Origin of the sequence: Pseudomonas sp. IT-P4, from assembly GCF_949767755.1 — a bacterium.
Lineage (GTDB): Bacteria > Pseudomonadota > Gammaproteobacteria > Pseudomonadales > Pseudomonadaceae > Aquipseudomonas > Aquipseudomonas monachiensis.
The window spans coordinates 539,443-565,771 of sequence record NZ_CATKPX010000045.1 but is presented as its reverse complement, the minus strand read 5'-3'; the positions used below and the strand labels follow the sequence as shown (position 1 = coordinate 565,771).

The window sequence follows — 26,329 nt, the reverse complement described above, 5'->3', positions numbered from 1 at the left end:
TGCGCATCTTACAGCGCATCTTTTCAATTTGCAACCTTAAAAGTTTCTGATTTTTCAACAAAATCAACTACTTAAACCAAGAGCCAGATCAAACTGCTCGTTAGCGGGAGGCGAATAGTACAGCATTTAAATACGTGGTCAACCCCCCCACCTGAAAATTATTCTGCCTTACCAAAGCGCCCGAGCTGCCACCACGAAAACCACCAGCACCTATATAAAGCATCGGACAGCACAGAACCCAAATCACGTCGCCTGGACATGCAGGCACAACGACGTCGAGAAAACACTACGACATATGGATACCCAGGAATCCCGAGAGCATGACGGGTATCGCGCGGAAAACGCCAGAGAACGCGCAGAACCGGAACGGACTGGCGCGGCATAAAGGGCACCTCATCCCGACCAACATGACAGAAACGAAAAAGCCCCTGAAATGTTTAACCATTTCAGGGGCTTCGTCTTGTTCAATAATGGCGGAGAGATAGGGATTCGAACCCTAGGTACCGGTGAAGGTACAACGGATTTCGAATCCGTCCCATTCGGCCACTCTGGCATCTCTCCAACGGCGCGCATCATAACAACACTTTCGCAGGAAGCGAACCCCCTAAGCGAAATATTTCTGTGCTATCAGATGCTTGCGTCGGTTAAAGCGGTACGCCCAGACGATTGGCGACTTCTTCGTAGGCTTCGATGACGTCACCGAGGCCCTGACGGAAGCGGTCCTTGTCCATTTTCTTGCCGGTGGCCTTGTCCCACAGACGGCAGCCGTCCGGGCTGAATTCGTCGCCCAGCACGATGGAACCATCGTGGAACACGCCGAATTCCAGCTTGAAGTCGACCAGCAGCAGGCCGGCGTCGTCGAACAGCTTGCTCAGGACTTCGTTGACCTTGAGCGACAGTTCTTTCATGCGAACCAGTTGCTCGGCGGTGCCCCAGCCAAAGGCCACGACGTGGGATTCGTTGATGAACGGATCGCCCTTGGCGTCATCCTTCAGGAACAGTTCGAAGGTGTATGGGTTGAGCTTCATGCCCTCTTCAACACCCAGACGCTTGACCAGGCTGCCGGCGGCGTAGTTACGCACGACGCACTCGACCGGGATCATGTCCAGCTTCTTCACCAGGCACTCGTTGTCGCCCAGCAATTTGTCGAATTGGGTCGGTACGCCGGCCGCTTCGAGCTTCTGCATGATGAAGGCGTTGAACTTGTTGTTCACCATGCCTTTGCGGTCGAGCTGTTCGATGCGCTTGCCGTCGAACGCCGAGGTGTCGTTGCGAAACAGCAGGATCAAACGGTTAGCGTCGTCGGTCTTGTAAACCGACTTGGCTTTGCCGCGGTAGAGTTCTTCACGTTTTTCCATGATGGGCTCCGCTTGCTAAGTAGATGGGCTAGGCGATGTGTCGCCAGTCGAGCCCTGAATCTTGATCGGCCAGTTGCAGCCAGTCCGGGTCGCACCCGAGGGTGTCGACAAAACATTGCCGGGCCAGCTGCGGCAGGTTGTTCTTGCTGCTCAGATGGGCCAGGACCAGGTGTTGCAGGTCTTTCCAGCCCAGCTCGGACACCAGGAATGCCGCCTGGTGGTTATTCAAATGCCCCAGTTCACCGCCCACCCGCTGCTTGAGAAAGTACGGGTAGTGACCGCGAGCCAGCATGTCACGGCAATGGTTGGACTCGATCATCAACGCATCGAGGTCCCGATAGCCGTCCAGCACCTTGTCACAATACGAACCCAGGTCGGTCAACAGGCCGAAGCGCCGTAAACCATCACTGAAAACATACTGCGTCGGTTCTTGTGCATCGTGGGCCACGGCAATGACACCGATGCTCAAGTCGCCGATTTGCAGCTGCTCGCCGCCGGCCAGAAAGCCTGCGGGTTCAATCGGTTTGCGCATCCCGCGCAAGGTCCCGCGACTGAGGTAGACAGGCAGATTGTAGCGCCGAGACAGCAAACCCACGCCATGCACGTGGTCGGCATGTTCGTGGGTCACGAGTATCGCGCTCAGCTGCGCAGGGTTCACACCCAGGCGCAGCAGGCGTTTTTCGGTTTCCCGCAGGGAAAACCACAATCGACCAATACATACGTATCAGCGCTGGCTATCAGCGTGCCGTTCCCTTGACTACCGCTGCCGAGAACGGCAAAACGCATAGGATCAGCCCAGGTTGTCCTGAATCTTGCTCAACACTTTACGCGCCACGTCTGCCGGCGCCACGGTGTTGATGTTTTTCTCGACGGTGACCTGTACGTTCTCGCCAACCTTGCTCAGGCGAACCTGATAACGCTCGGCGCGGGCCTCAAGCTCTTCCTTGCTCGGCGCGCTGCCGAACAGGCCGCTGAAGAAGCCTGGCTTGTCGTCTTTGCTCTCGGCTTTTTCGGCCAGGTTGATGTAGTACAGGCCCAGGCTGCGGTTAATGTCTTCAACACGCCATTCGCCTTGTTCCAGCGCACGACCGACACTTGACCAGGCACGATCCAGATCGGTACCGACGTTCAGCACAGGGTTGCCGCTGCCGTCTTCACTCAGGCTGACACGGCTAGGCGCGTCAAAATCACGAGAGGCCAGCATGGAGACCGAACCGCCCTTCTCGGAAATACGACTCATACTCACGAGCATGTCGTCGACCAGTGCCGCATCCAGGCCAGTGTTGACCGAACGGTTGGTGAAGGCCACGTCGGCGGTGCTGCCGGCAGGACGCTCGGCGCTGACCACATAGACTTCACTGGTGTTGCGCTGCACGCCCGGCTCGATGCGCACCCGCACGCGGGTTTCGCTGTCCGTGCTGACACCGGCCGCGCTCAGGCGCTTGGCCACGGCCGCGGACAGTTCATCGGAATGCTGCCAGGTCGTGGTGAATTCGCCGGTTTGCGGACGCTGTTCATCCAGACGGAAACCGTTGTCCTGGAAGAACTGAACGGCCACTGGCCAGATTTCAGCCGGCGGATTCTGCGCCAGGATGGAGCTGGAGCCGCCGCTCTTCTGCAGGGAGTAGGCACTGGCGTCGGCACCCGCGGTCAGCGGCTGTGGCCGAGGAACGATGTATTCGCCCTTGGCGGTGTCATCGGCCACGTTGCGCGGGATCGGCAACAACGGATCCAGACGCTTGGCGTCATGGATATCCTGCGGTATTTGCATCGGTGCAGTCTGTTGCGCTTCCAGGTAATCGCTACCACGGTCACGGAAATAACCTTCCGGGCCCCAGACCCATCCACAGCCACTGGTGCTGGAGATAATCAAGGCAAGTGCGGAAAGTCCGGCCATTCGCTTCATGCGTTGTACTTCCTCAATTAAACCAGGACGCCGCACTGGCGCAGGGCCGTGCGCAGCGTTTCGTGACAAGGTGTGCTCAGCCAGGTCAACGGCAGGCGAATGCCTTCGTGCATCAGGCCCATTTCAACCAAAGCCCATTTCACCGGAATCGGGTTGGCTTCGATGAACAGGTCCTTGTGCAGCGGCATCAGTTTTTCGTTGATTGCCCGTGCGGTCTCGGCATCGCCCTTGAGGGCGGCCTCGCACAGATCGGCCATTTCACGCGGCGCGACGTTGGCGGTGACGGAGATGTTGCCCTTGCCGCCCATCAGGATCAGCTCGACGGCGGTCGGATCATCGCCGGAAAGGACGATGAAGTCCTTGCTTACGCCGTCGAGGATAGCCTTGGCGCGCTTGAGGTCGCCGGTCGCTTCCTTGATACCGATGATGTTCGGCACGGTGGACAGGCGGATCACGGTTTCGGCCTGCATGTCACAGGAGGTGCGACCAGGAACGTTATAGAGAATCTGCGGGATGTCGACCGACTCGGCGATGTGCTTGAAGTGCAGGTACAGGCCTTCCTGGGTCGGCTTGTTGTAGTACGGCACTACCAGCAGGCAGGCATCGGCGCCGGCTTCCTTGGCATTACGGGTCAATTCGACGGCTTCGCGGGTCGAATTGGCGCCGGTACCGGCGATCACCGGAATACGGCCATTGACCTGCTTGACTACCGCCTTGATGACGGCGATATGTTCATCGACATCAAGGGTTGCCGATTCGCCGGTGGTACCGACGGCGACAATGGCATGGGTGCCGTTTTCAAGGTGGAAGTCCACGAGTTTGCTGAGGCTGTCCCAGTCAAGACGCCCCTGTGCATCCATGGGTGTGACCAGTGCCACCATACTGCCCGCAATCATGAAACCGCTCCTGCCGGAAAAAGAGAGCCGTAATGGTACTGGCGCCAAGATGCTTGCACAAGCGAAGTACTGTGCTGCCGCCATTCCCCTTGGCGCCGGTTTTCGCTACCCTTCAGACTTTGATCGGTACAGACAAGCTCGTGCGTCGGGTTTCAGCCTCCATTTTCGGCATCACAAGCCCTGATCCAGCGTTGCCGCCTCTCGCTCCCGCCCTGCCGGAGCACGTCGCAACCTGCCTTCCGGGGTTTTCTGAATTCGCATCCGCAGGCTCGCTCCCGGCAAAACGACCTCTGGACGTACCGACCGCTCATCGCTTTAGGAATGCTGCATGTCCACCCCCACAGTTCGCGAACAATTCCTTGTTATCAGTGCCCTCGGCGCCAACCCCATGGAGCTGACCAACGTCCTGTGCCGCGCCAGCCATGAAAACCGCTGCGCCGTTGTCACCTCTCGCCTGACCCGCCATGGCGAATGCAGTGCCCTGGTGCTGGAAATCTCCGGTAGCTGGGATGCCTTGGCACGCCTGGAAGGCAGCCTGCCTGTACTGGCCAAGCGACATGCATTCACGGTCAACGTGGTGCGCAGCGCGGCCCTGGAAAACCGCCCCCAGGCCCTGCCGTACGTCGCTTATGTCAGCTCGGCCTACCGCTCGGACATCATCAACGAGCTGTGCCAGTTCTTCATGGACCACAATGTCGAACTGGAAAACCTGACCTGCGACACCTACCAGGCTCCGCAGACCGGCGGCACCATGCTCAACGCCACGTTTACCGTGACCTTGCCGGCCGGCGTGCAAATCAGCTGGCTGCGCGATCAGTTCCTGGATTTTGCCGACGCGCTGAACCTCGATGCCCTGATCGAACCCTGGCGCCCACAGAACCCAATGTAAGGAAGCTTTCATGGCCGTTGCCATCGACCAACCGGTTGCCGATTTCGAAGCCCCCGCCACCAGCGGCCAGACCGTCAGCCTCGCCGGCCTGAAGGGCAAGCAAGTGGTGATCTACTTCTACCCCAAGGACAGCACGCCCGGCTGCACGACCGAGGGGCAGGGCTTTCGTGATCAATACGCTGCGTTCAAGGCCGCCAATACCGAAGTGTTCGGCGTGTCGCGCGACAGCCTGAAATCCCACGAGAACTTCAAGTGCAAGCAGGAATTCCCCTTTGAGCTGATCAGCGACAAGGACGAAGCCATCTGCCAGCTGTTCGACGTGATCAAGCTGAAAAAGCTCTACGGCAAGGAATACATGGGCGTGGATCGCAGCACGTTCCTGATCGACGCCAAAGGCGTGTTGCGCCAGGAATGGCGCGGCGTGAAGGTGCCGGGGCATGTTGATGCGGTATTGGCTGCCGCTCAGGCCCTGAATAAAGCCTGACCTTTAAAAGATCGCAGCCTGCGGCAGCTCCTACAGGATTACGCATTTATCTGTAGGAGCTGCCGCAGGCTGCGATCTTTCTACAATCTAAAGCAGCGGTGCCACCACCGGCTCCTTGCGCGGCCACGCATCCAGCACAGCCTTGAACAGCGTCGCCAGGGGAATCGCAAAGAACACCCCCCAGAAGCCCCACAACCCGCCAAACAACAGCACTGCGCAGATGATCGCCACCGGGTGCAGGTTGACCGCCTCCGAGAACAGCAATGGCACCAACACGTTACCATCCAGCGTCTGAATGATCCCGTAGACCGCCATCAGGTATATGAACTGATCGCTCCAGCCCCACTGGAACAGCGCAATCAAAAACACGGGCACGGTCACCACCACGGCGCCGACATAAGGCACCACCACCGAAATCCCCACCAGCAGAGCCAGCAGCGCTGCGTAGTTGAGTTCAAGAACAACAAAGGCGATGTAGGTCACGCCACCGCAAATGAAGATTTCGATGACCTTGCCGCGAATGTAATTGGCGATCTGCCGGTTCATTTCATGAGCGACCCGGGTGATCAACGCCCGCTCACGGGGCAGGTAACCGCGCACCCACTGGCCGATCATGGCCCGATCCTTGAGGAAGAAAAACACCAGGATCGGCACCAGCACCAGGTAGATCATGATGTTCACCAGCAACGGCAGGCTCGACAGCGAGAACGTCAGTGCCCACTGGCCAAACTTGCCGATTTCACCCCGCGCCACTTCGATGGCCCGCAACACCTGCTCGTCGGATACCAGGTGCGGATAGCGCTCGGGTAGCAACAGCAACAGCGACTGCCATTTGGCAAGCATGCCGGGCAATTCGTTGAACAAGGTGATCAGTTGGTGCCATAGCAATGGCACGACCACCACGATGAATACCAGCAACAGCCCCATGAACAATGCAAAGACCAGCCCCACCGCTGCCCAGCCCGGCACGCGCAAGCGCTCGAGGGTCACCACCAGCCCCTGCATCAGGTACGCCAGCACCATGCCCGCGAGCACCGGCGCCAGCATACCGCCCAGGGTCAGCACGACGGTGAATGCCAGAAATAGCAGGACAGCCAGCACCACCGCTTCTTCATCGGAAAAATAGCGCTGAATCCAGTCGCGTAACACTTTGAACATCAATAATCCTTAGGAGCAAACGCAGCCGAGTTCAGGCCTTTTTCAACCAGTAGCGGTAAACACCCGCATCATCTTCTTCACGAAGCAGGGTATGACCGGCCAATCGGGCAAAGGTGCGAAAGTCGCGCTGCGAACCCGCATCGGTGGCGATGACCTTGAGTACCGCACCACTGGCCAGCCGGTTGAGCTCCATCTTGGCCTTTAGCAACGGCAATGGGCAATTGAGGCCACTGGCATCCAGTTCAACGTCATGCTCTACAGCGTCGGTCATTGCATCACTCCGGGTCAGATGGTTGAGATGCCTAGAATATCTGGTCGCAACGCCGGTGTCCGGCTACAGTAAGGTCTTTGTCGACTAAGGCTTTGTGCATGACATTTTTGCGCCCTACCCTGCTGACGCTCGCTTGCCTGCTCGCCTCACCGGGCTTCGCCGACGACCTGCCGTCACTCGGCGACGCCAGTTCTGCCATTGTCTCACCGCAACAGGAGTACCAGCTCGGCCGCGCCTGGCTGGCCATGTTGCGCAGTCAGGTTTCACAGCTCAACGATCCGCAACTCAAGAATTACGTGGAATCCAGCGTCTACCGACTGTTGGAGACCAGCCAGGTCACTGACCGGCGCCTGGAGTTCATCCTGATCAACAGCCCGCAGCTCAACGCCTTTGCGGCACCCGGCGGGATCGTCGGGGTGAACGGTGGTTTGTTCCTCTACGCCCAGACCGAAGGCGAATACGCTTCGGTACTGGCGCACGAATTGGCTCACTTGTCGCAGCGCCACTTTGCCCGGGGCGTCGAAGCGCAGCAACGCATGCAAGTACCCATGATGGCTGCATTGCTGGCGGGTATCGTGGTGGCAGCCGCAGGTGGCGGTGACGCCGGGATTGCAGCCATTGCAGGCACACAGGCCGCCGCCATCCAGGAACAGCGGCGATTCTCGCGCCAGAACGAGCAGGAAGCCGACCGTATCGGCCTCCTCAATCTGGAAAAGGCCGGTTACGACCCCCGCTCGATGCCCAGCATGTTCGAACGCCTGGGGCGTCAGTACCGCTACGATGCCAAGCCACCGGAATTTCTGCTGACTCACCCGGTCACCGAGTCGCGTATCGCCGACACCCGCAACCGCGCCGAACAGTTTCCAGCGGGCGGCATCGAAGACAGCATGCGCTATCAACTGATTCGCGCGCGCGTCCAGTTGATCTATGAAGAAACCCCGGGGCTCGGCGCCAAGCGCTTCCGAGCCCAGCTCGACGAAAACCCGAAAAACGACGTGGCGCGCTACGGCCTGGCAATTGCCCAGATCAAGGGCGGTCAACTGAACGAAGCACGGGAAAACCTCAAGCTGTTGCTGGCCAAGTCACCCAACGAAATCATCTACAACCTGGCTCAGGTCGATCTGGATATCACCAATAATCGCCTGGCGGATGCCCAGTCCCGGGTTGACCGGTTGATGGGCCAATACGCTGGCAACTACCCGCTGAACCAGATTCGCGTCGACCTGCTGCTCAAGCAAAACCGTACTGCGGATGCGGAGAAAGCCCTCGAAGGCCTGCTCAAATCCCGTCCGGATGACCCGGACGTGTGGTATCAGGTTGCCGAGACGCGCGGCCTGTCGGGCAACATCATCGGCCTGCATCAGGCTCGCGCCGAATACTTTGCGCTGGTCGGCGACTACAAACAGGCCATTCAGCAACTGGACTTCGCCAAACGCCGGGCAGGCAGCAATTTCCCGCTGTCTTCGCGGATCGACGCGCGGCAACGTGAGCTGATGGAACAGGAGCGAATGATCAAGGACATGATGGGCTGACGCCCCGGTGACAAAAACTTCGGAAAAAAAAACCGCCTCTTTCGAGGCGGTTTTTTATTCAACCAACAACCGGGTTATTCAGCCAGCTTGAAGGTGATGAAGCTCGCACGCCCCTGACGCAGTACCCGCATCGACACCGAACGGTTCTTTGGCAGCGCCTTGGCGATGTCCGCGAACTCCTTGGTGGAACCGATGGCCTGGTTGTTCAGGTGGGTGATCACATCACCGGGCTGCAAGCCGATCAGGGCGGCAGGGCCGTCTTGCACTTCCTTGATCAGCACACCCCCCTTGAGGTCGTAGGTTTTCTTCTGCTCGTCAGTCAACTCGACCACGGAAACACCCAGGCGATTGCTGCTGCGCTCGATGCCGGATTTTGGCAGCGCGTCCAGTTCCTTGCCTTCTTCCGGAATCGCGCCGACCGTCAACTCGACATTCTTGCGCTTGCCGTCACGAATCACTTCCAGATCGGCCTTGGTACCAGATTTCAATGCGCCAACGAGGTGCGGCAGGTCGGCCGACATAACGATTGGTTGACCGTTCATGCTCAGGATCACGTCGCCCACTTGCAGGCCACCCTTGGCAGCCGGGCCATCATCCTGGATCTGGGCAACCAGCGCACCGGCCGGTTTCTCCAGGCCGAACGACTCGGCCAGGTCCTTGCTCACTTCCTGAATCACGACACCCAGCCAGCCACGGCTGACCTTGCCACCGGATTTCAGCTGATTGGAAACATCCATGGCCACGTCGATCGGGATCGCAAACGACACGCCCATGAAGCCACCGGAGCGGGTATAGATCTGCGAGTTGATCCCCACCACCTCACCGTTGAGGTTGAACAGCGGACCACCGGAGTTACCCGGGTTGATCGGCACGTCAGTCTGGATGAATGGCACATAGTTTTCGTTCGGCAGGCTGCGACCGACGGCACTGACGATGCCTTGGGTCACGGTGTGGTCAAAGCCGAACGGCGAGCCGATCGCGACAACCCATTGGCCAGCCTTCAGGTCCTGGGATTTACCGAGCTTGAGCACGGGCAGATCCTTGCCTTCGATTTTCAGCAGCGCCACGTCGGAACGTGGATCGGTACCGATCAGCTTGGCTTTCATTTCGCTGCGATCGGCCAGGCGAACGAGGATTTCGTCAGCATCGGCGATCACGTGGTTGTTGGTCAGGATATAGCCATCGGAAGAGATGATGAAACCCGAGCCCAGGGAAGTTGCCTCGCGCTGACGGTCACGAGGTGAGCGCGATTGTGGCGGCACGCCCCGTTCGAAGAATTCGCGCAGCATCGGCGGCAAGCCTTCGAGATCGGGCATTTGCTGGCTGACTTTGCGATCCGGCAGCTTTTGCGTGGTACTGATGTTCACGACTGCAGGCGAGGCCTGTTCGACCAGTTGCGTAAAGTCAGGCAATTCGACCGCTTGGGCGGTGACCGCCTGACCGAGCACCAGCACGGTGGCAATAATGGAAAGGTAGGATTTCAAGCGTGGTATCGACATACGGCTCCCGTTACGACGAGCATGGTTAAGCGATATGGAGCAAGGAACACCGGGAACGATACGCCGGTATTTTTGTTCCGGGAACAACAAACAAGGCCAGAGCCGAGGGGCTCTGACCTATAAGAAATTTACGGGATTTTTGCAAATTGAAATGCTCACGAAACATTTCGAATTCAGCTCACTGCTTGGTTGCAGCGGCGTCGGTGCGCATCGAAAGCGCTATCCGTTCAGCAGTACCGACCGGTATCTCGCCGACGACGGTCACCATCATGTCGCCCTGTGCCGTGGCCAGGCGCCGGGAAACCGCAACGGTCGGCCCCAACTGAGTACGGGTGTCGGTGACTGTTGCGCCATTCAACGGCTCGAGGAACACCGAAAAGCGCGTCAGGCCATCGTCATACATCAGGCTGTTGACCTGGGTCTTGGTCTGCGGATCCTTGCGAGCGGTGCTGCTGGTCAGCTCAAAGCCGGGCGGCAGCCAGTCGGAACGCCAGACCTGGGCAGACTTGACGGCAGAAGCCTTGTCACTTTCAAGATTGACCGGCTTGCAATCATTACTGGCCTGCAGGTCTTTTTCGGAAGGAACGTCAGCGGTATCCAGTTGTGTGAACTGGAAGCGCTCCAACAACCGCCCCTTGTCGTCCAGTAGCAAGGACTTCAGAGGCAGGCCGGTCTCTTTATCCAGATGCAGTTCAAAACCGTAGCGGTGCTGATCGCGGGGTGTCAGCGATACAATCACCGCCGCACGCCCGGCGACACGCGACTTGCCGATGACGGCGAGGTCATACCAATTCTTGAGCTTTTGGGGATCGAGTGCACGGGCAGCGGAGTTCGGTGAGTCACCAAGCCCTGCTATCAGCGTGCCGCTGACGCATTGGGTTTGCCCATCAATGCGAACGACTTCCTGAGCGGAACCGTCGAGCTGGATCAAGCGCTCGCGGACCTTTCCATCCTGGACGAGGTGCCAGATGTTATGGGTAGAAAAACTACCGTTACGCTCGTAGACGAAAGTACCCTGAAAGCTTTGCTGTTGCTCTGCCTGGCCCAGGCGGGTCAACCAGTCCCGGGCTTCATCGGCTTGGGCTGGAACGATGAACCAGCCGCTGAGCAGAAGCGAAAGTAGAGGTATGGCGCGCATGATCCTCCTTAACGGTTTTCCAGGCTTGCGGCACGAGCGTACGGCAGAGCGCTCTCAGTGCCTTTCAGTGCAGCCTGTTGTGCGTGTTGGCGCAAGTACCCTGGCAGACGCTGATCGTGCCAGCCTGGCTGACCTTGCAATACGCCGCTGGCCATTGGGCCGGTAGCATCCGAACTCTCATTGTAGCCTGCCAGAACGGCTGGGCCTTTTACTTGAGGAACGGCCAGTCCGGGCTGGGTGGATTGCTGGGCCAATTCGACGCCGGCGATCTCATCCTGGTTGTACAGACGCACACCGGCGAGCACCGCCAGGGTCACGGAAGCAGCAACCGCCAGACGACCCAGGCTGCGCCATGGACCACGGGAGGCTTTTGCCGGTACGGCTTCGTCAGCCAGGGCAGCAGAAACAGCCGCGGCGATGTCCAGGCGTGGAAGCAGCAGATCCTTGTGCATCACTGCCCGAGCGATCTGATAACGAGCCCAGGTATCACGGGTTTCAACATCGTCACAGGCATTCAATACCCGACGCAATTCCAATTCGTCCGCTTCGTTATCCATCACTGCGGACAGCGATTCCTGCAGGGCTTCACGACTCATGGCGTTCCTCTCTTGGCTGTCGCCGCTGTCTTTAGTTTTCCTGCAACAACGGCTGCAGGGCTTTGTCGATGGCCTCCCGGGCGCGGAAGATCCGGGAGCGCACGGTGCCTACCGGACATTGCATGACGCTCGCAATGTCCTCGTAACTCAGACCATCAAACTCACGTAAAGTTAAAGCCGTACGCAAATCTTCCGGCAGTTGCTGAATGGTTCGATGGACGGTGCCCTCGATCTCATCCCGCAGCAAGGCCCGCTCTGGCGACTCGAGATCCTTGAGGCCATGATCGCCATCGTAGAACTCTGCATCCTCGGAACTGACATCGCTATCCGGCGGCCGACGGCCGCGTGAAACCAGATAGTTTTTCGCCGTGTTGATGGCGATGCGGTAAAGCCACGTATAAAACGCGCTGTCTCCGCGAAAATTTCCAAGTGCACGGTATGCCTTGATAAAGGCTTCTTGTGCCACATCCTGGGCTTCATGGGTGTCGTGCACGAAACGCACGATCAACCCGAGAATTTTGTGCTGGTATTTCAGCACTAGCAGATCGAAAGCACGCTTGTCGCCGCGCTGAACGCGTTCGACCAGTTGCTGATCCTCTTCCTGGGTTAGCATGAACACTCCTCGATGAGCTCGGAGGAGGATTGCAGAAGTAAACCACCAGACTTGCAAACATAGACTCGGTCTTTTCGCAAAAGTTCTCCCCCTCCAGGCAAGTTTCCTGCGGGCTCTGATTTGGCACGCACGAAAAGCGCAGCACGAGTTGACCCGGCTGCGCGGATAATCTTGTCATCGGACTCTTCAGCAAGGATCGAACTGCAATCCCGCACTGAAGCCGACACTGTCCCTTGTTTCAGGCAACCGTCTATTGATCTTGGCCCTTTGGCAAAAGTTCCAAATATTTATAGCCGTGCCAACCCGACATTGTGCAACCGTGAAGGGAAAAAGACTGTTAAATCGGCGATACAGTCATTCTCGCGCCCAACGGGCAGAAAAACATCCGACGAAGCGACCGATATTTTGCGTCACGGTAGTTTCACAATGCCATGTCAGCTCGGGTATTGTGCCGCTCCCCCCCTCTATATACTAGTGGGCTGTGCGGCTGCATCGACTCGACAGTCCAGTTGCGCCACCCCCGATCCGGGTCGCTTTGAGCGGAATCCTGAAATGAGCCAACAGTTTCAACACGATGTTCTGGTAATTGGCAGCGGTGCTGCCGGCTTGAGCCTTGCGCTGACCTTGCCCGGTCATTTGCGCATCGCCGTTCTGAGCAAGGGCAACCTCGCCAATGGCTCGACTTTCTGGGCCCAGGGCGGCGTTGCGGCCGTGCTGGATGACACCGACACCGTTGAATCCCATGTCGATGACACTCTCAATGCCGGTGGCGGCCTGTGCCATGAGGACGCAGTGCGTTTTACCGTCGAGCACAGCCGGGAGGCGATTCAATGGCTGATCGACCAGGGCGTGCCCTTTACCCGCGATGAACAGTCGAGTACCGAAGATGGCGGGTTCGAGTTCCACCTCACCCGCGAGGGCGGTCACAGCCATCGGCGCATCATCCATGCCGCCGATGCCACCGGTGCGGCCATTTTCACCACCCTGCTCGACCAGGCAAGGAAACGACCGAACATCGAACTGTTGGAGCAACGGGTTGCGGTTGACCTGATCACCGAGAAACGCCTGGGACTCGAAGGTGATCGCTGCCTCGGCGCCTATGTGCTCAATCGCGGCACTGGCGAAGTCGACACCTACGGCGCCCGTTTTGTGATCCTCGCCTCCGGTGGCGCGGCCAAGGTTTACCTCTACACCAGCAACCCTGACGGCGCCTGCGGTGACGGCATCGCCATGGCCTGGCGTTCGGGCTGCCGGGTGGCGAACCTGGAATTCAACCAGTTCCACCCTACTTGCCTGTATCACCCGCAAGCCAAGAGCTTCCTGATCACCGAAGCCCTGCGAGGCGAAGGTGCGCACCTTAAGCTGCCCAATGGCGAGCGCTTCATGCCGCGCTTCGACCCACGGGCCGAGTTGGCACCACGGGACATCGTCGCCCGGGCCATCGACCATGAAATGAAGCGCCTGGGTGTCGATTGCGTCTACCTGGACATCAGCCACAAACCCGAAGCCTTCATCAAGGCGCACTTCCCGACGGTGTACGAACGCTGCCTGGAATTTTCCATCGACATCACCAAACAGCCGATTCCGGTGGTTCCGGCGGCGCACTACACCTGTGGCGGCGTAATGGTCGATCAACAGGGCCGTACCGATGTGCCGGGGCTATATGCCATCGGCGAAACCAGTTTCACCGGCCTGCACGGCGCCAACCGCATGGCCAGCAACTCGCTGCTGGAATGTTTCGTCTATGCCCGCTCGGCGGCCGCGGACATTCTCGAGCAACTGCCCCGGGTGCCGATGCCGGCCCCCCTTCCCGCCTGGGATGCGAGCCAGGTCACCGATTCCGATGAAGACGTGATCATTGCGCACAACTGGGATGAACTGCGGCGATTCATGTGGGACTACGTTGGCATCGTGCGCACCAACAAGCGCCTGCAACGGGCGCAACACCGCGTGCAACTGTTGCTGGATGAAATTGACGAGTTCTACAGCAACTACAAGGTCAGCCGAGACTTGATCGAACTGCGCAACCTGGCCCAAGTGGCAGAGCTGATGATTCTGTCAGCCATGGAGCGCAAGGAAAGCCGTGGCCTGCATTACACCCTCGACTACCCGGACATGCTGCCGGTCGCACTGGACACTATTCTGGTGCCGCCCACCTACGTCGGCTGAATTTGAGCCGGACCCGCAGGCGTCGGTGCACATCCGCCGCCTGCGCATCCCGGGGCACGCAAATGGCCCGGACCCGGCGCTCGCCACGCAGTCGAAAACGCAGTACCACCACCAATGGCAGCGCCAGGCTGTCCGGCCTCAGTTGCACGGGCTGCCACCCCCTGGCCCGACTCCACAGCTGCCAGCCATCGGCATCGCGCCGCAAGCCGCAAAAGGCCTGCGGGTGGGTCAGCAGGATTTGCCGGGGCAACAGCCAGACTCCGTGAGCCACGCACAGCACGACGCCGAGCGCGCTGGCCCAGACCGGAATTGACAGTGAAAACAAAGAACCCAACGCGAACAGCTGGGCCAGAAGATATGCCGCCAGCAACTGCCGTGAGGCATGCCAGCGGCATTCGAACCCCTTACTTGGGCTGGACACGATCCAGGATCATGCGAACCATGCGTTGCAGCTCGGGATCTTCCGATTCGGCGCGTTCCATGAACCAGCCGAACATGTCCTGATCTTCGCATTCGAGCAGCCTGACGTAGCAGGCGCGATCCACTTCGTTGAGGTGCGGATAAACCTCTTTCACAAACGGCACCAGCAACACGTCAAGCTCAAGCATGCCGCGGCGGCTGTGCCAGTAGAGGCGATTCAGTTCAACATCTTCGACCATGGAGCGCTCCTCAAATAGGCCGCAAGTATACAGGCCCGCGCCCTATCGAACAGTCGGCTTTGGTCGGCCACCGACGAGCCTTTGTTAACTACCCATTTCGAAGACGGGCCCTTATGATGTCCACCAGACTTTTTATCCTGCGATGACCCATGGCCGATTCAGCTTTTTTCTGCACCCTTTCTCATGAAGGTGTTCTCGCGGTCCGCGGCGCGGACGCCAGCAAATTCCTGCAAGGCCAACTGACCTGCAACCTCAACTACCTGAGCGATTCCCGGGCCAGCCTCGGTGCCCGCTGCACGCAAAAAGGCCGGATGCAATCGAGTTTCCGCATCCTGCTCGAGGGTGACGGCGTGGTCCTGGCCATGGCCACCGAATTGCTCGAACCGCAACTGGCGGACCTGAAAAAATACGCGGTGTTTTCCAAGTCGAAACTGACCGACGAAAGTGCCGCCTGGGTCCGCTTCGGCGTTGACCATGGCGACGCCGCACTGGTCAGCCTCGGCCTGGACCTGCCGGCAGAAACCGACAGCGTCGTGCGCAGCGATGGGCTGATCGCTATCCGTGTCTCGCCTGACCGTGCCGAGCTGTGGGTCGCCGCCGGTCAAGCCGGCGCGATCAAAGGCAAGCTTTCGACGCTGCTGAGCGAAGGCGACCTGAATCAATGGCTGCTGGGCCAGGTCCGCGCAGGGATCGGGCAGGTCATGCCCGGCACCCGCGAGTTGTTCATCCCGCAGATGCTCAACCTGCAAGCGGTTGGTGGCGTGAGTTTCAAGAAAGGTTGCTACACCGGGCAGGAAATCGTCGCGCGGATGCAGTACCTGGGCAAACTCAAGCGCCGCCTGTACCGCCTGCAACTGGCTGCCGACGAACTGCCTGAGCCTGGTACACCGCTGTTTTCCCCGACTCACGGCAGCTCCATCGGCGAAGTGGTGCTGGCGGCCCGCGCCGGGCAGAACATTGAACTCCTGGCTGTGTTGCAAGCCGAAGCAGCAGAAAGTGGAGACATCCACCTGGGCGCGCCCGAAGGGCCGTCCTTGCAGCTGCTCGACCTGCCTTATGAACTGGACCGCGACCGCGAAATCCAGCAATAACGGCAGTATTTGACGCAACAGCTAGAGAGACTAAATGAGCGAGCTGGCGGAAAAGGTCCAACAGGATTTGGTTGAGGCCATCAATAACGATGACCTGGTTCTGCCAACGTTACCGGAAGTGGCCCTGCAGATTCGCAAGGCCGCGGAAAACCCGGAAGTCAGCGTCAGCACCCTGAGCAAAGTGATCGGCCGTGATACCGCGCTGTCGGCACGCCTGATCAAAGTGGTCAACAGCCCACTGTTGCGCGCAGCCCAGGAAGTGACCGACCTGCATACCGCGATCACCCGCCTGGGCATCAACTACAGCTGTAACCTGGCGATCGGCCTGGTCATGGAGCAGATTTTCCATGCCCGCTCCGACGTGGTGGAACAGAAGATGCGCGATGTCTGGCGCAAAAGCCTGGAAATTGCCGGCGTCAGCTACGCCTTGTGCCGCCGCTACACCCGACTCAAGCCCGATCAGGCGGCCCTTGGTGGGCTGGTGCACCAGATCGGCGTACTGCCGATCCTGACCTACGCCGAAGATCACTATGAGCTGCTGTCCGACCCGGTCAGCCTCAACCATGTGATCGACCAGATTCATCCGCTGATCGGCGAAAAACTGCTCAAGGTCTGGGAATTTCCAGACATGTTGGTGCAAGTGCCGCGGCTATACCTGGACTTCAAGCGCCAGTCTGCGCAGGTCGACTATGTGGATCTGGTGCAGGTGGCCAGCCTGTATTGTCTACAGGACAGCGATCACCCGCACACCCGTGCCGATGCGCTGAATGTACCGGCCTGCAAGGCACTCGGGATCGACTTTGACGACAAGGCGATGCGTGCCGATCTGGAAGAAACGCGCACGATGTTTTACTGATCAAAGACCGCGTTGCCCCCTTCGTCGGAACGCCGCCCGGAGCCAGCCCGCTCCGGGCGGCGTTCCGACGAAGGGGCCTGAACAGACGCTGCATCAATCCCCCGCAACAAAACTCACCCGCACCTTCAACCCCGCGGGCTCACCATCGTGCAGACTGATCTGCGCCAGATGCGCGCGGCAGATCTCACCGACAATTGCCAGACCCAATCCGGAACCGGCCACTTGCTGATTGCGTCGGTAAAAGCGCTCGAATACCCGATCGCGTTCTTCAAGCGGTATTCCCGGGCCATCATCTTCGACTTCCAGCACGGCGGGCGCCGAGACCCGCAGAATCACGTTGCCACCTGGCGGCGTGTGGGCCAGTGCGTTATCCACCAGATTGCTCAGCAGCTCGTTCAATAACGTCGGCTCGCCCCGCAGCCAGACCGGTTCATCCGCCTCCAGCGCCAGCGCGATACCACGTTTGTGGGCCAACGGCGCCATGGCCATGCCCAGTTCCCGGGCCAATTGACTCAGATCGAGTAACTGCGCGCCGCCTTCGGCAATCGCCCGGGCGCCATTTTCGACCCGTGCCAGGGAAAGCAACTGATTGGCCAGATGGGTCAAGCGATCGGTGCCTTGGGCGGCGGTTTCCAGCGTACTGCGCCAGGTATCGGGTTCGGCCGAGCGCATGCCCAGCTCCAGGCGCGCCTTGAGTGCCGCCAGCGGCGTGCGCAACTCGTGAGCGGCATCGGCGATGAATTGCGCCTGCTTCTCGAACTGGCCGCGCAAGCGCTCGGTAAAGTGATTGAGTGCGCGCACCAGCGGCCACAATTCGCGCTGCACTTCCACCAGAGGCAAGGGGCGCAGATCGTCCGGCTGGCGCTCTTCCACCGCCGTGCGCAAGCGCTCCAGCGGGCGCAACGCGGCACTCACCGCAAACCACACAAGCATCAACGCACCGATGGCCAGCATGCCCAGGCGCAGCAAGGTGTCGGCCGCCAGGCTGCGGGCCATGCTCACCCGCGCCTCATCGGTTTCCGCCACGCGAATTTCCGCCATGCCGTTCATGTTCGGCTCGCTCACGGGTTTGAGCAGGCTCACCACACGCACGTTCTGCCCACGGTACTGCGCGTTGTAGAAACGTGCCAGCGCCGGATAGTCATCGGTGCGCGGCGTTCCCGGCGGTGGCGCCGGCAGGTTTTCGTAACCGGAAATCAGCTTCTGATTGATGTCGTTGACCAGGTAGAAAATTCGCCCGGCACTGTCGTAGGCAAACGTATCGAGGGCCACGTAGGGCACGTCGGCACTCAGGGTGCCGTCGCGTTGGGAGACGCCAGCGGCGATGGTTCGCGCCGAGGCCAGCAGCGTCCGGTCATAGGCCGTGTCGGCGGCTTCGCGGCCGTTCCAGTAAGCGCTCAAACCACTGGCCAGCATCAACACCACCAGCAGCAGCGCCAGGTTCCACAGCAACCGCCAGCGCAGGCTGCTGGGCTTATGCATCGCGGCTTTCCAGCAAGTAACCGAGGCCGCGGAAAGTCACGATGGCGACCGGCTGGCCGTCGAGTTTCTTGCGCAGGCGGTGCACGTAGATTTCGATGGCATCGGGACTGGCCTCTTCATCGAGACCGAATACTTGAGAAGCCAGTTGCTCCTTGCTCATCACCCGACCGGGGCGCGCAATCAGGGCTTCGAGCACGGCCTGTTCGCGGGAAGTCAGGGTCAGCAATTCTTCGCCAAGGCTGAAACGCCGGGTTTCCAGGTCGTAGGCCAGCACACCGCAACGCTGAATGCGCTCACCGCCCAGCACGCTGCGGCGCAACAAGGCTTTGACCCGGGCTTCGAGTTCGGTCAATTCGAACGGCTTGGCCAGGTAGTCGTCGGCGCCGAGGTTGAGGCCGTGGACCCTATCCTTGACGTCGCTGCGGGCGGTCAGCATCAACACCGGCAGGTTCTTGCCCCGCGCCCGCAAACGCGCCAGCACTTCGAAACCATCCATGCGCGGCAAGCCGACGTCGAGGATCGCCATGGCGTATTCCTCGCAGCCCAGCGCCAGGTCGGCTGCCACGCCATCGTGCAGGACATCCACGGTCAGCCCGGTGCTCTTGAGCGCCTGGGCGACACTTTCGGCGAGCTGCAAATGGTCTTCGACGAGCAGGACACGCATGGATCTTTACCTCGTTCAGGGATGGCCGACGCCATTCTTTGGCGCGGAGTTTACAGCCGCAATTGCCGCTGTGAAGCCCAAAAAACCGTGAAAGCCCGATGAAAGGTTAGCGAAAGGTTGGGGCGTTAGAGTCGCCCCACGGATGGTTTCGACTGCCAACCATCGAATCGTAGTTTGAAAGCGTGCTTTGACATGTAACTACCGAAAAACGCCTCGAAGCGTTTTCGCCAATAAGAACAATAACCGAGGTACTGCATCATGCTGTCCATACAGCTTCAGGCTTACCCGTCCCACCCCTTCTCTCGTTCCCCCATGTTTACGCTTGTCAGCGCCGTGCGAAATCGTCGCACCTGAATCATCCCGAAAAACAAAAACTCCAGTGGAGACAAAAATGAATCGTTCAATGCGCCGTTTCGCCCTCGCCGCCAGCTGTGTGCTGTTCGCCGGCCAACTCATGGCCGAGCCAAAACGCCCGGAATGCATCGCCCCGGCCTCGCCCGGCGGTGGTTTCGACCTGACCTGCAAACTGGCGCAAAGCGCGCTGGTCAACGAAAAACTGCTGACCAAACCGATGCGCGTGACCTACATGCCCGGCGGTGTCGGCGCGGTGGCGTACAACGCGGTGGTCGCCCAGCGTCCGGCCGATGCCGGCACCCTGGTGGCCTGGTCCAGCGGTTCGCTGTTGAACCTGGCCCAGGGCAAGTTCGGTCGTTTCGATGAAACCAACGTGCGCTGGCTCGCTGCCGTCGGCACCAGCTACGGTGCCATCGCAGTGAAAAGCGATTCGCCCTACAAGACCCTCGACGATCTCGTGCAGGCACTGAAGAAAGATCCGAGCAAAGTGGTGATCGGTTCCGGCGGCACCGTCGGCAGCCAGGACTGGATGCAAACCGCGCTGATCGCCAAGGCCGCCGGGATCAACCCCCGTGACCTGCGTTACGTCGCCCTCGAAGGTGGCGGCGAAATCGCCACCGCCCTGCTCGGCGGTCACATTCAGGTCGGCAGCACCGACATTTCCGACTCCATGCCACACATCCAGAGCGGCGACATGCGCCTGTTGGCAGTGTTCTCCGACAAGCGCCTGGACGAGCCGGAAATGAAGGATATTCCGACCGCCCGCGAGCAAGGCTACGACATCGTCTGGCCAGTGGTTCGTGGCTTCTACCTCGGGCCAAAAGTCAGCGACGAAGACTATGCCTGGTGGAAATCGGCCTTCGACAAGCTGCTGGCTTCCGAAGACTTCGCCAAGTTGCGCGATCAGCGCGAGCTCTTCCCGTTTGCCATGACCGGCCCGGAACTGGACACCTACGTGAAGAAGCAGGTTGCGGACTACAAAGTGCTGGCCAAAGAGTTCGGCCTGATCCAGTGATCGTCTCTGTCTAGCGGCTGCGGCTCCCCTTTCACGGAGTCGCGGCACAGGAGTTCTCCCATGCTCTTACAACGCATTTTTGCTTCGGTGCTGTTGCTGGCCTGTCTCGGCCTGGCATTGATGGCGTGGCCGTATCAAGCGGCTTTTTCCTACGAACCGGTGGGGCCTCGGGCCTTTCCGCTGTTGATGCTTGGCCTGATGGGCTCGGCGCTGTTGTACATGGTGTTCCGTCCGGCGCCGATCAAGCACAGTGCTGACGAGCCGCCGCTGGATCGCGAAACCCTGACCAAAATCGGCATCTGCGTGTTGCTGTTGCTGGTGTTCGCCGGCACGTTCGAACCCCTGGGTTTCATCGTCGCCAGCATCCTGATCGGCGTGCCCATGGCCCGTCTGTATGGCGGTCGCTGGGTGCCAAGCATCGTGATCATCAGCCTGATGGCCGTCGGCCTCTACCTGCTGTTCGACAAGTTGATGGACGTTCCACTGCCGCTGGGCGTGCTCGACGTTCTGGAGAACTGATATGGATACTCTTGGCTATTTGGGTCAGGGTTTCGGCGTCGCGCTGAGCCCGTACAACCTGGTGACCGCGCTGTGCGGCACACTGATCGGCACCGTGGTCGGCCTGTTGCCGGGCCTGGGGCCGATCAACGGCGTGGCACTGTTGATCCCGATCGCATTCGCCCTCGGCCTGCCACCGGAGTCGGCACTGATCCTGCTGGCGGCGGTATATCTGGGATGCGAATACGGCGGCCGGATCAGTTCGATCCTGCTGAACATCCCGGGCGAAGCGTCCACCGTGATGACCACCCTCGACGGTTACCCGATGGCCCGTAAAGGCCTGGCCGGTGTAGCGCTGTCGTTGTCGGCATGGAGCTCGTTCATCGGTGCCTTTATCGCGACCTGCGGCATGGTGCTGTTCGCCCCGCTGCTGGCGAAATGGGCGATTGCCTTCGGCCCCGCGGAATACTTCGTACTGATGGTGTTCGCGATTGTCTGCCTCGGCGGCATGGCCGGCGACCGTCCTCTGAAGACGTTCATCGCGGCACTGATCGGCCTGTTCCTGTCGACCGTCGGCATCGACGCCAACAGCGGTGTGTACCGTTTCACCGGGGACAACATCCACCTGACCGACGGCATCCAGTTCGTCGTGCTGGTGCTGGGCCTGTTCTCCATCAGCGAAATTCTTCTGCTGCTGGAAAAAACCCACCACGGCCAGGAAGCGGTGAAAGCCACCGGGCGCATGATGTTCAACTTCAAGGAAGCGGCGTCGGTGTTCGTGGTGAACATCCGTTGCGGCGTACTGGGTTTCATCATGGGCGTGTTGCCGGGTGCCGGTGCGACCCTGGCCAGTGCCGTCGCCTACATGACCGAGAAACGCATGGCGGGTGCCAAGGGTACTTTCGGGCAAGGTGACATGCGCGGCCTCGCGGCGCCGGAAACCGCCATCGGTGGCGCGGCCTGCGGTGCGCTGGTGCCGATGCTGACCCTCGGCGTTCCAGGTTCCGGCACCACGGCGGTGATGATCGGCGCCCTGTCGCTGTACAACATCACTCCGGGTCCGCTGCTGTTCCAACAGCAGCCGGACATCGTCTGGGGCCTGATCGCTTCGTTGTTCATCGCCAACGTGATGCTGGTGATCCTCAACATCCCGATGATCCGCATCTTCACCCGCATCCTCGCCGTGCCGAACTGGGCACTGGTGCCGGTGATCGCGATCATTACCGGGATTGGCGTCTACGCGGTACACGCGACAACGTTCGACCTGTTCCTGATGATCGGCATCGGCATCTTCGGTTATATCCTGCGCAAGCTGGACTTCCCGCTGTCACCGGTATTGCTGGGCTTCATCCTCGGCGGCCTGATGGAACAGAACCTGCGCCGCGCCCTGTCGATTTCCAACGGTGCGCTGGAAATCCTCTGGTCGAGCCCGATCACCTTCGGTTGCTGGGTGCTGACGGCGATCATGCTGCTGATGCCGCTCATCCGCATCTGGCGCAAACGTTCGGCCGCGCAACGCGTTATTGCCGATGTCTGATCGGTCCCCCCTCAAACTCTGGTGGGGAACCCCGCTGGTCGGCCTGCTGGGCGGTTTCCTCGCCAGCCAGGTCGGCTGGCCTTTGCCGTGGATGGTCGGCTCGTTGCTGGCGATCATCCTCGTGCGCTGCCTGACACCCTGGCAATTGGCCGAAATCCCTGGCGGCCGCAAGTGCGGCCAGTGGATCGTCGGCATCGGTATCGGCCTGCATTTCACTCCAGTGGTGATGGAGCAGGTACTCAGTCATTTCGGTCTGATCTTCTTCGGTGCGTTGGTCACCAGCCTGTCGGCGGTCGTCGGCGTGTGGCTGATGCGCCGCACCGGTGAAGATCGCGCCACGGCGTTCTTTTCCAGCATGCCCGGCGGTTCCGGGGAGATGGTCAACCTCGGCGCCCGCAATGGCGCGGTGCTCAGCCGCGTGGCGGCGGGGCAGAGTCTGCGGGTGTTGGTGGTGGTGCTGTGCGTGCCGGCGGCTTTCAAGTATTTACTGGGCGATGGTGCCCCGGTTTTACATGCCACCGTTGTGGACTGGCGCTGGCTGGCCTTGCTGTTCCCGGCAGGCGCATTGGCCGCCTGGATCTGGGAACGCCTGCGCCAACCCAACCCCTGGCTGTTCGGGCCCTTGCTGGTCAGCGCGGCAGTCAGCATCGGCTGGGATCTGCACATCGGTTTGCCCAATGGTGGCAGCCAGATTGGCCAATGGCTGATCGGTAGCGGTCTGGGCTGTCACTTCAACCGGCAGTTTTTCCGGCGTGCGCCATCGTTCATGGGGCGCACTTTGGTCGGCACGGTGTTGACCATGTTGATCGCCACGGCAGCGGCGTTGGGCTTGAGTGCGCTGACCCATCTGGATCTGCGTTCGCTGACCTTGGGCATGATGCCCGGCGGTATTGCCGAGATGAGCCTGACGGCGGAAACCCTGCAACTGTCGGTACCGCTGGTGACGGCGATGCAGGTGATGCGGCTGTTGTTTGTGTTGTTTCTGGCGGAGCCGTTGTTCAAGTATTGGAACCGGAATCCGGATTCAGCCTGATAGACCTGTGGCGAGGGAGCTTGCTCCCGCTCGGCTGCGCAGCAGTCGTAAAGCCTGTATGCACGGTGTGTCAGAAGAAATCAGGTTGCAGAAATTGGGGCTGCTTCGCAGCCCAGCGGGAGCAAGCTCCCTCGCCACAAAAATCAGCACACTCCCATCAAACCGGCGGCAACCGCCACTCGATCGGCGACTCGCCATTCTGCTCTAGAAACTTGTTGGTCCGGCTGAAGTGCCCGCAACCGAGGAAGCCGCGATAAGCCGACAGCGGTGACGGGTGCACCGAGGTCAGCACCAGATGCTTGGTGGCATCGATCAGTTTCTGTTTGCTCTGGGCATGGGCGCCCCACAGCATGAACACCAGGTGCGGTTGCTGTTGGCTGACCACTTCAATGACTCGATCAGTGAAAAACTGCCAGCCCTTGTCCTTGTGCGCATTGGCGTTGGCGCGCTCGACGGTCATGGTGGTGTTGAGCATCAGCACGCCCTGATCGGCCCAGCTCTGCAGGTAACCATGGTTGGGGATGTCGATGTTCAGGTCGCGCTTGAGTTCTTTGTAAATGTTCACCAGCGACGGCGGTGCCGGTACGCCCGGCTGCACCGAGAAGCACAGGCCATGGGCCTGGCCCGGGCCGTGATAAGGGTCCTGACCGAGGATCACCACTTTGACCTTGTCCAGTGGCGTTGAATTCAGCGCATTGAAAATCATTGGTCCCGGTGGATAGATCTCCTTGCCGGCCGCCCGCTCCTGTTGCAGGAAGTTTCGCAACTCTGCCATGTAGGGCTGGTCGAATTCGGCACGCAGTGCCTCCTTCCAGCCCGGTTCGAGTTTGATACGGTCATCAGCAGTCATGGTTACATCCGGCAAAAACAATGGGGCGAACCCTAGGAAAGCGCATCACGCTTGTCAATTGATCTGATGCAGATCCGGCACTTTCCCACACAGCGATCATACTTAACCCTCAAATTCCCGATCGAGGTCACGATGAATCTGCACTTCGAAGAACTCACCGGCACCGACGGCGCACGCATCGGCATCGCCAGCCTGGATGCCGAAAAATCCCTGAACGCCCTGTCCCTGCCAATGATCAACGCCCTGCGCGACCGCCTGGAAGCCTGGGCCAAGGACCCGCAGATTGTCTGCGTGCTGTTGCGCGGCAATGGCGCCAAGGCCTTTTGCGCCGGCGGCGAAGTGCGCAGCCTGGTGGAAGCCTGTCGCGTCCATCCGGGCGAAGTACCGCCACTGGCTGCGCAGTTCTTTGCGGCGGAATATCGCCTGGACTTCAAACTTCATACCTACCCGAAACCACTGATCTGCTGGGGCCATGGCTATGTGCTCGGCGGCGGCATGGGACTGTTGCAAGGGGCAGGCACCCGCATCGTTACACCGAGCAGCCGCCTGGCCATGCCGGAGATCAGCATCGGCCTGTACCCGGATGTTGGCGCCAGCTGGTTTCTGTCGCGCCTGCCCGGCAAGCTCGGGTTGTTCCTGGGCCTGACCGGAGCGCACATGAACGGCCGCGATGCCATCGACCTGGACCTGGCCGATCGTTTCTTGCTCGATGAGCAGCAGCCGCAATTGATCGAAGGCCTGTTGCAATTGAACTGGCAGGAACAGACACCCATGCAGCTCAACAGCCTGCTCAAGGCCTTGCAGCAGGAAGCCGTGGCACAGATGCCCGAAGCCCAGTGGCTACCGCGCCGACAGCAGATCGACGAACTGCTGGATGTCAGCGACGTGCGTTGCGCCTGGAAGGCCATCAGCGCCTTGCGTGACCATACCGACCTGTTGCTGAGCCGCGCAGCCAAGACCCTGAGCGAAGGCGCGCCGCTGACCGCTCATCTGGTGTGGGAGCAGATCATCCGTGCCCGCCACCTGTCGCTGGCCGAAGTCTTCCAGATGGAATACACCCTGAGCCTCAACTGCTGCCGGCATCCGGAGTTCAGCGAAGGCGTACGAGCCCGGTTGATCGACAAGGACCAGAAGCCGCACTGGCACTGGCCGGACATCAACAACGTGCCGGACGCGGTAGTAGAAGCGCACTTTCACAAGGCGTGGGAAGGTCGACATCCGCTGGCGGATCTGTCGGAATACTGAAGACAGGGCATAAAAATGTGGGAGCGAGCCTGCTCGCTCCCACAGGTTTTGTATTCAGTTTAATGATTAGCGGTGGTTACCCCGCCCATTGCGATAGCCGCGACCGTCGTGACCGCGATAGTCGTTGTTCCCGCTCCCGCGGCTACGGCCGTCCCAGCCATGGTTCTGATGCATGCGGTAGTCACCCCGAGACGGCTGATTGTAACGAGGGGCCGACTGGTAATGGCGCGAGGGTTGATACATCCGCGGCTGCGAGTAATAGCGCGACGGTTGATAGATCCGCGGCTGTGAGTAATAGCGCGGTGTCGGCTGGTAGTAGCGCGCTGGAGGCGCGTAGTACCGGGGCGGCGGTGTGTAATAACCGCCACCATTGGAGTAGTAGGAACTCCCCCCGGCGTAATAGGTTGGCGATGGAGAGGTATAGACCTCGGAACTGTAGTAACTGCCTCCTTCATCGTAATAAGGCACGCACCCACCAAGGGACAATCCAAACACAGCTAGCAGAAGAATTCGACAGAGCATGGCGGCCTCCTGGA

Annotated in this window: 26 protein-coding genes, 1 tRNA gene and 1 pseudogene; 11 read left to right on the top strand and 17 right to left on the bottom strand. The window is 60.0% G+C overall.

The genetic code is table 11. The annotated features are described in order from the left end of the window. Nucleotides 1-471 precede the first annotated feature (471 nt). From ACM6IT_RS20570 to dapA, 5 genes and pseudogenes are all read right to left on the bottom strand, one after another. A tRNA-Ser gene (locus ACM6IT_RS20570) sits at nucleotides 472-561 on the bottom strand. Between the two features lie 83 nt (nucleotides 562-644). After that, entirely contained in the window at nucleotides 645-1,358 is a 714-nt protein-coding gene (gene purC / locus ACM6IT_RS20565) for a phosphoribosylaminoimidazolesuccinocarboxamide synthase (protein WP_007944067.1), read from the bottom strand. Nucleotides 1,359-1,386: 28 nt separating this feature from the next. Next, nucleotides 1,387-2,144, bottom strand: a pseudogene (locus tag ACM6IT_RS20560) (MBL fold metallo-hydrolase). A gap of 4 nt (nucleotides 2,145-2,148) precedes the next feature. After that, on the bottom strand, nucleotides 2,149-3,264 hold the full coding sequence (gene bamC / locus ACM6IT_RS20555) for an outer membrane protein assembly factor BamC (RefSeq protein WP_056720655.1): 1,116 nt from the start codon (nucleotides 3,262-3,264) through the stop codon (nucleotides 2,149-2,151). Between the two features lie 17 nt (nucleotides 3,265-3,281). After that, nucleotides 3,282-4,160, bottom strand: a complete 879-nt coding sequence (gene dapA / locus ACM6IT_RS20550; RefSeq protein WP_056720657.1) for a 4-hydroxy-tetrahydrodipicolinate synthase — start codon at nucleotides 4,158-4,160, stop codon at nucleotides 3,282-3,284. 328 nt (nucleotides 4,161-4,488) lie between these two features. Here dapA and ACM6IT_RS20545 point away from each other — a divergent pair, with 328 nt between their 5' ends. Further along, the gene (locus ACM6IT_RS20545; RefSeq protein WP_007979776.1) at nucleotides 4,489-5,049 is read left to right on the top strand and encodes a glycine cleavage system protein R; all 561 of its coding nucleotides are present in this window, start codon (nucleotides 4,489-4,491) and stop codon (nucleotides 5,047-5,049) included. 10 nt (nucleotides 5,050-5,059) lie between these two features. Then, entirely contained in the window at nucleotides 5,060-5,533 is a 474-nt protein-coding gene (locus tag ACM6IT_RS20540; protein WP_110658539.1) for a peroxiredoxin, read from the top strand. 87 nt (nucleotides 5,534-5,620) lie between these two features. Here the strand turns inward: ACM6IT_RS20540 and ACM6IT_RS20535 are convergent, their stop codons facing one another. Both ACM6IT_RS20535 and ACM6IT_RS20530 read right to left on the bottom strand, forming a co-directional pair. After that, entirely contained in the window at nucleotides 5,621-6,691 is a 1,071-nt protein-coding gene (locus ACM6IT_RS20535; RefSeq protein WP_056720660.1) for an AI-2E family transporter, read from the bottom strand. 31 nt (nucleotides 6,692-6,722) lie between these two features. Next, nucleotides 6,723-6,962 carry a sulfurtransferase TusA family protein gene (locus ACM6IT_RS20530; protein ID WP_007996208.1) on the bottom strand — a complete coding sequence of 80 codons (240 nt, stop codon included), beginning with the start codon at nucleotides 6,960-6,962 and terminating at the stop codon, nucleotides 6,723-6,725. A 98-nt stretch (nucleotides 6,963-7,060) separates the two neighbouring features. Between ACM6IT_RS20530 and ACM6IT_RS20525 the strand changes: the two genes are divergently transcribed. Next, nucleotides 7,061-8,494, top strand: coding sequence for a M48 family metalloprotease (locus ACM6IT_RS20525; protein ID WP_056720662.1), 1,434 nt, complete (start codon nucleotides 7,061-7,063; stop codon nucleotides 8,492-8,494). Between the two features lie 74 nt (nucleotides 8,495-8,568). On the opposite strand, the gene ACM6IT_RS20520 is transcribed toward ACM6IT_RS20525, so the two are convergent. From ACM6IT_RS20520 to rpoE, 4 genes are all read right to left on the bottom strand, one after another. Continuing rightward, nucleotides 8,569-9,993, bottom strand: a complete 1,425-nt coding sequence (locus ACM6IT_RS20520; RefSeq protein WP_414914046.1) for a DegQ family serine endoprotease — start codon at nucleotides 9,991-9,993, stop codon at nucleotides 8,569-8,571. A 178-nt stretch (nucleotides 9,994-10,171) separates the two neighbouring features. Beyond that, the gene (locus tag ACM6IT_RS20515; protein WP_414914045.1) at nucleotides 10,172-11,131 is read right to left on the bottom strand and encodes a MucB/RseB C-terminal domain-containing protein; all 960 of its coding nucleotides are present in this window, start codon (nucleotides 11,129-11,131) and stop codon (nucleotides 10,172-10,174) included. A gap of 8 nt (nucleotides 11,132-11,139) precedes the next feature. Continuing rightward, nucleotides 11,140-11,727 carry a sigma-E factor negative regulatory protein gene (locus ACM6IT_RS20510; protein ID WP_056720668.1) on the bottom strand — a complete coding sequence of 196 codons (588 nt, stop codon included), beginning with the start codon at nucleotides 11,725-11,727 and terminating at the stop codon, nucleotides 11,140-11,142. A 31-nt stretch (nucleotides 11,728-11,758) separates the two neighbouring features. Continuing rightward, complete coding sequence (gene rpoE / locus ACM6IT_RS20505; protein WP_003172477.1) at nucleotides 11,759-12,340, bottom strand: RNA polymerase sigma factor RpoE; 582 nt, start codon at nucleotides 12,338-12,340, stop codon at nucleotides 11,759-11,761. Nucleotides 12,341-12,892: 552 nt separating this feature from the next. Between rpoE and nadB the strand changes: the two genes are divergently transcribed. Further along, on the top strand, nucleotides 12,893-14,509 hold the full coding sequence (nadB, locus tag ACM6IT_RS20500) for an L-aspartate oxidase (protein ID WP_414914044.1): 1,617 nt from the start codon (nucleotides 12,893-12,895) through the stop codon (nucleotides 14,507-14,509). Here nadB and ACM6IT_RS20495 read toward each other — a convergent pair. Beyond that, nucleotides 14,478-14,930, bottom strand: a complete 453-nt coding sequence (locus tag ACM6IT_RS20495; protein WP_414918576.1) for a protein YgfX — start codon at nucleotides 14,928-14,930, stop codon at nucleotides 14,478-14,480. The two genes, nadB and ACM6IT_RS20495, sit on opposite strands and share 32 nt — an antisense overlap. Then, nucleotides 14,914-15,168: a succinate dehydrogenase assembly factor 2 gene (locus tag ACM6IT_RS20490; protein ID WP_007898624.1), complete on the bottom strand. Its 255-nt coding sequence runs from the start codon at nucleotides 15,166-15,168 to the stop codon at nucleotides 14,914-14,916. The genes ACM6IT_RS20495 and ACM6IT_RS20490 overlap by 17 nt, the downstream gene beginning before the upstream one ends. Nucleotides 15,169-15,317: 149 nt before the next feature. Here ACM6IT_RS20490 and ACM6IT_RS20485 point away from each other — a divergent pair, with 149 nt between their 5' ends. After that, entirely contained in the window at nucleotides 15,318-16,259 is a 942-nt protein-coding gene (locus ACM6IT_RS20485; protein WP_414918575.1) for a YgfZ/GcvT domain-containing protein, read from the top strand. Nucleotides 16,260-16,293: 34 nt separating this feature from the next. After that, complete coding sequence (locus ACM6IT_RS20480; RefSeq protein WP_056720675.1) at nucleotides 16,294-17,115, top strand: HDOD domain-containing protein; 822 nt, start codon at nucleotides 16,294-16,296, stop codon at nucleotides 17,113-17,115. A 93-nt stretch (nucleotides 17,116-17,208) separates the two neighbouring features. On the opposite strand, the gene ACM6IT_RS20475 is transcribed toward ACM6IT_RS20480, so the two are convergent. Both ACM6IT_RS20475 and ACM6IT_RS20470 read right to left on the bottom strand, forming a co-directional pair. Next, on the bottom strand, nucleotides 17,209-18,597 hold the full coding sequence (locus tag ACM6IT_RS20475; protein ID WP_056720677.1) for a sensor histidine kinase: 1,389 nt from the start codon (nucleotides 18,595-18,597) through the stop codon (nucleotides 17,209-17,211). Next, nucleotides 18,590-19,261, bottom strand: coding sequence for a response regulator (locus ACM6IT_RS20470; RefSeq protein ID WP_414918574.1), 672 nt, complete (start codon nucleotides 19,259-19,261; stop codon nucleotides 18,590-18,592). The genes ACM6IT_RS20475 and ACM6IT_RS20470 overlap by 8 nt, the downstream gene beginning before the upstream one ends. 391 nt (nucleotides 19,262-19,652) lie before the next feature. Between ACM6IT_RS20470 and ACM6IT_RS20465 the strand changes: the two genes are divergently transcribed. From ACM6IT_RS20465 to ACM6IT_RS20450, 4 genes are read left to right on the top strand one after another with little or no spacing between them, the layout of a single operon-like run. Continuing rightward, a complete protein-coding gene (locus ACM6IT_RS20465; RefSeq protein ID WP_414913804.1) occupies nucleotides 19,653-20,630 on the top strand; it encodes a Bug family tripartite tricarboxylate transporter substrate binding protein in 978 nt (325 codons plus the stop codon). A gap of 60 nt (nucleotides 20,631-20,690) precedes the next feature. Beyond that, entirely contained in the window at nucleotides 20,691-21,149 is a 459-nt protein-coding gene (locus ACM6IT_RS20460) for a tripartite tricarboxylate transporter TctB family protein (protein ID WP_414913805.1), read from the top strand. 1 nt (nucleotide 21,150) lies between these two features. Next, nucleotides 21,151-22,665 carry a tripartite tricarboxylate transporter permease gene (locus ACM6IT_RS20455; protein WP_056720684.1) on the top strand — a complete coding sequence of 505 codons (1,515 nt, stop codon included), beginning with the start codon at nucleotides 21,151-21,153 and terminating at the stop codon, nucleotides 22,663-22,665. Beyond that, complete coding sequence (locus ACM6IT_RS20450; protein ID WP_056720686.1) at nucleotides 22,658-23,698, top strand: AbrB family transcriptional regulator; 1,041 nt, start codon at nucleotides 22,658-22,660, stop codon at nucleotides 23,696-23,698. The genes ACM6IT_RS20455 and ACM6IT_RS20450 overlap by 8 nt, the downstream gene beginning before the upstream one ends. Before the next feature lie 157 nt (nucleotides 23,699-23,855). On the opposite strand, the gene ung is transcribed toward ACM6IT_RS20450, so the two are convergent. Beyond that, nucleotides 23,856-24,548: a uracil-DNA glycosylase gene (gene ung / locus ACM6IT_RS20445; RefSeq protein WP_007979816.1), complete on the bottom strand. Its 693-nt coding sequence runs from the start codon at nucleotides 24,546-24,548 to the stop codon at nucleotides 23,856-23,858. 132 nt (nucleotides 24,549-24,680) lie between these two features. On the opposite strand from ung, the gene ACM6IT_RS20440 reads away from it, so the two are divergent. Beyond that, nucleotides 24,681-25,793, top strand: a complete 1,113-nt coding sequence (locus ACM6IT_RS20440; protein WP_056720689.1) for an enoyl-CoA hydratase/isomerase family protein — start codon at nucleotides 24,681-24,683, stop codon at nucleotides 25,791-25,793. A 66-nt stretch (nucleotides 25,794-25,859) separates the two neighbouring features. On the opposite strand, the gene ACM6IT_RS20435 is transcribed toward ACM6IT_RS20440, so the two are convergent. Further along, the gene (locus ACM6IT_RS20435) at nucleotides 25,860-26,315 is read right to left on the bottom strand and encodes a hypothetical protein (protein ID WP_082562875.1); all 456 of its coding nucleotides are present in this window, start codon (nucleotides 26,313-26,315) and stop codon (nucleotides 25,860-25,862) included. Between the last annotated feature and the right edge of the window lie 14 nt (nucleotides 26,316-26,329).

Coding starts and splice junctions, on each gene's coding strand:
- nadB (WP_414914044.1), top strand. CDS start 12,893: ATGAGCCAACAGTTTCAACACGATGTTCTGGTAATTGGCAGCGGTGCT.
- ACM6IT_RS20440 (WP_056720689.1), top strand. CDS start 24,681: ATGAATCTGCACTTCGAAGAACTCACCGGCACCGACGGCGCACGCATC.
- rpoE (WP_003172477.1), bottom strand. CDS start 12,340: ATGCTAACCCAGGAAGAGGATCAGCAACTGGTCGAACGCGTTCAGCGC.
- ACM6IT_RS20490 (WP_007898624.1), bottom strand. CDS start 15,168: ATGGTCGAAGATGTTGAACTGAATCGCCTCTACTGGCACAGCCGCCGC.
- ACM6IT_RS20515 (WP_414914045.1), bottom strand. CDS start 11,131: ATGCGCGCCATACCTCTACTTTCGCTTCTGCTCAGCGGCTGGTTCATC.
- ACM6IT_RS20480 (WP_056720675.1), top strand. CDS start 16,294: ATGAGCGAGCTGGCGGAAAAGGTCCAACAGGATTTGGTTGAGGCCATC.
- ACM6IT_RS20470 (WP_414918574.1), bottom strand. CDS start 19,261: ATGCGTGTCCTGCTCGTCGAAGACCATTTGCAGCTCGCCGAAAGTGTC.
- ACM6IT_RS20465 (WP_414913804.1), top strand. CDS start 19,653: ATGAATCGTTCAATGCGCCGTTTCGCCCTCGCCGCCAGCTGTGTGCTG.
- ACM6IT_RS20530 (WP_007996208.1), bottom strand. CDS start 6,962: ATGACCGACGCTGTAGAGCATGACGTTGAACTGGATGCCAGTGGCCTC.
- ACM6IT_RS20540 (WP_110658539.1), top strand. CDS start 5,060: ATGGCCGTTGCCATCGACCAACCGGTTGCCGATTTCGAAGCCCCCGCC.
- ACM6IT_RS20520 (WP_414914046.1), bottom strand. CDS start 9,993: ATGTCGATACCACGCTTGAAATCCTACCTTTCCATTATTGCCACCGTG.
- ACM6IT_RS20475 (WP_056720677.1), bottom strand. CDS start 18,597: ATGCATAAGCCCAGCAGCCTGCGCTGGCGGTTGCTGTGGAACCTGGCG.
- ACM6IT_RS20485 (WP_414918575.1), top strand. CDS start 15,318: ATGGCCGATTCAGCTTTTTTCTGCACCCTTTCTCATGAAGGTGTTCTC.
- ACM6IT_RS20525 (WP_056720662.1), top strand. CDS start 7,061: ATGACATTTTTGCGCCCTACCCTGCTGACGCTCGCTTGCCTGCTCGCC.
- purC (WP_007944067.1), bottom strand. CDS start 1,358: ATGGAAAAACGTGAAGAACTCTACCGCGGCAAAGCCAAGTCGGTTTAC.
- ACM6IT_RS20460 (WP_414913805.1), top strand. CDS start 20,691: ATGCTCTTACAACGCATTTTTGCTTCGGTGCTGTTGCTGGCCTGTCTC.
- ACM6IT_RS20450 (WP_056720686.1), top strand. CDS start 22,658: ATGTCTGATCGGTCCCCCCTCAAACTCTGGTGGGGAACCCCGCTGGTC.
- ACM6IT_RS20435 (WP_082562875.1), bottom strand. CDS start 26,315: ATGCTCTGTCGAATTCTTCTGCTAGCTGTGTTTGGATTGTCCCTTGGT.
- ACM6IT_RS20535 (WP_056720660.1), bottom strand. CDS start 6,691: ATGTTCAAAGTGTTACGCGACTGGATTCAGCGCTATTTTTCCGATGAA.
- ACM6IT_RS20455 (WP_056720684.1), top strand. CDS start 21,151: ATGGATACTCTTGGCTATTTGGGTCAGGGTTTCGGCGTCGCGCTGAGC.
- bamC (WP_056720655.1), bottom strand. CDS start 3,264: ATGAAGCGAATGGCCGGACTTTCCGCACTTGCCTTGATTATCTCCAGC.
- ACM6IT_RS20510 (WP_056720668.1), bottom strand. CDS start 11,727: ATGAGTCGTGAAGCCCTGCAGGAATCGCTGTCCGCAGTGATGGATAAC.
- dapA (WP_056720657.1), bottom strand. CDS start 4,160: ATGATTGCGGGCAGTATGGTGGCACTGGTCACACCCATGGATGCACAG.
- ACM6IT_RS20545 (WP_007979776.1), top strand. CDS start 4,489: ATGTCCACCCCCACAGTTCGCGAACAATTCCTTGTTATCAGTGCCCTC.
- ung (WP_007979816.1), bottom strand. CDS start 24,548: ATGACTGCTGATGACCGTATCAAACTCGAACCGGGCTGGAAGGAGGCA.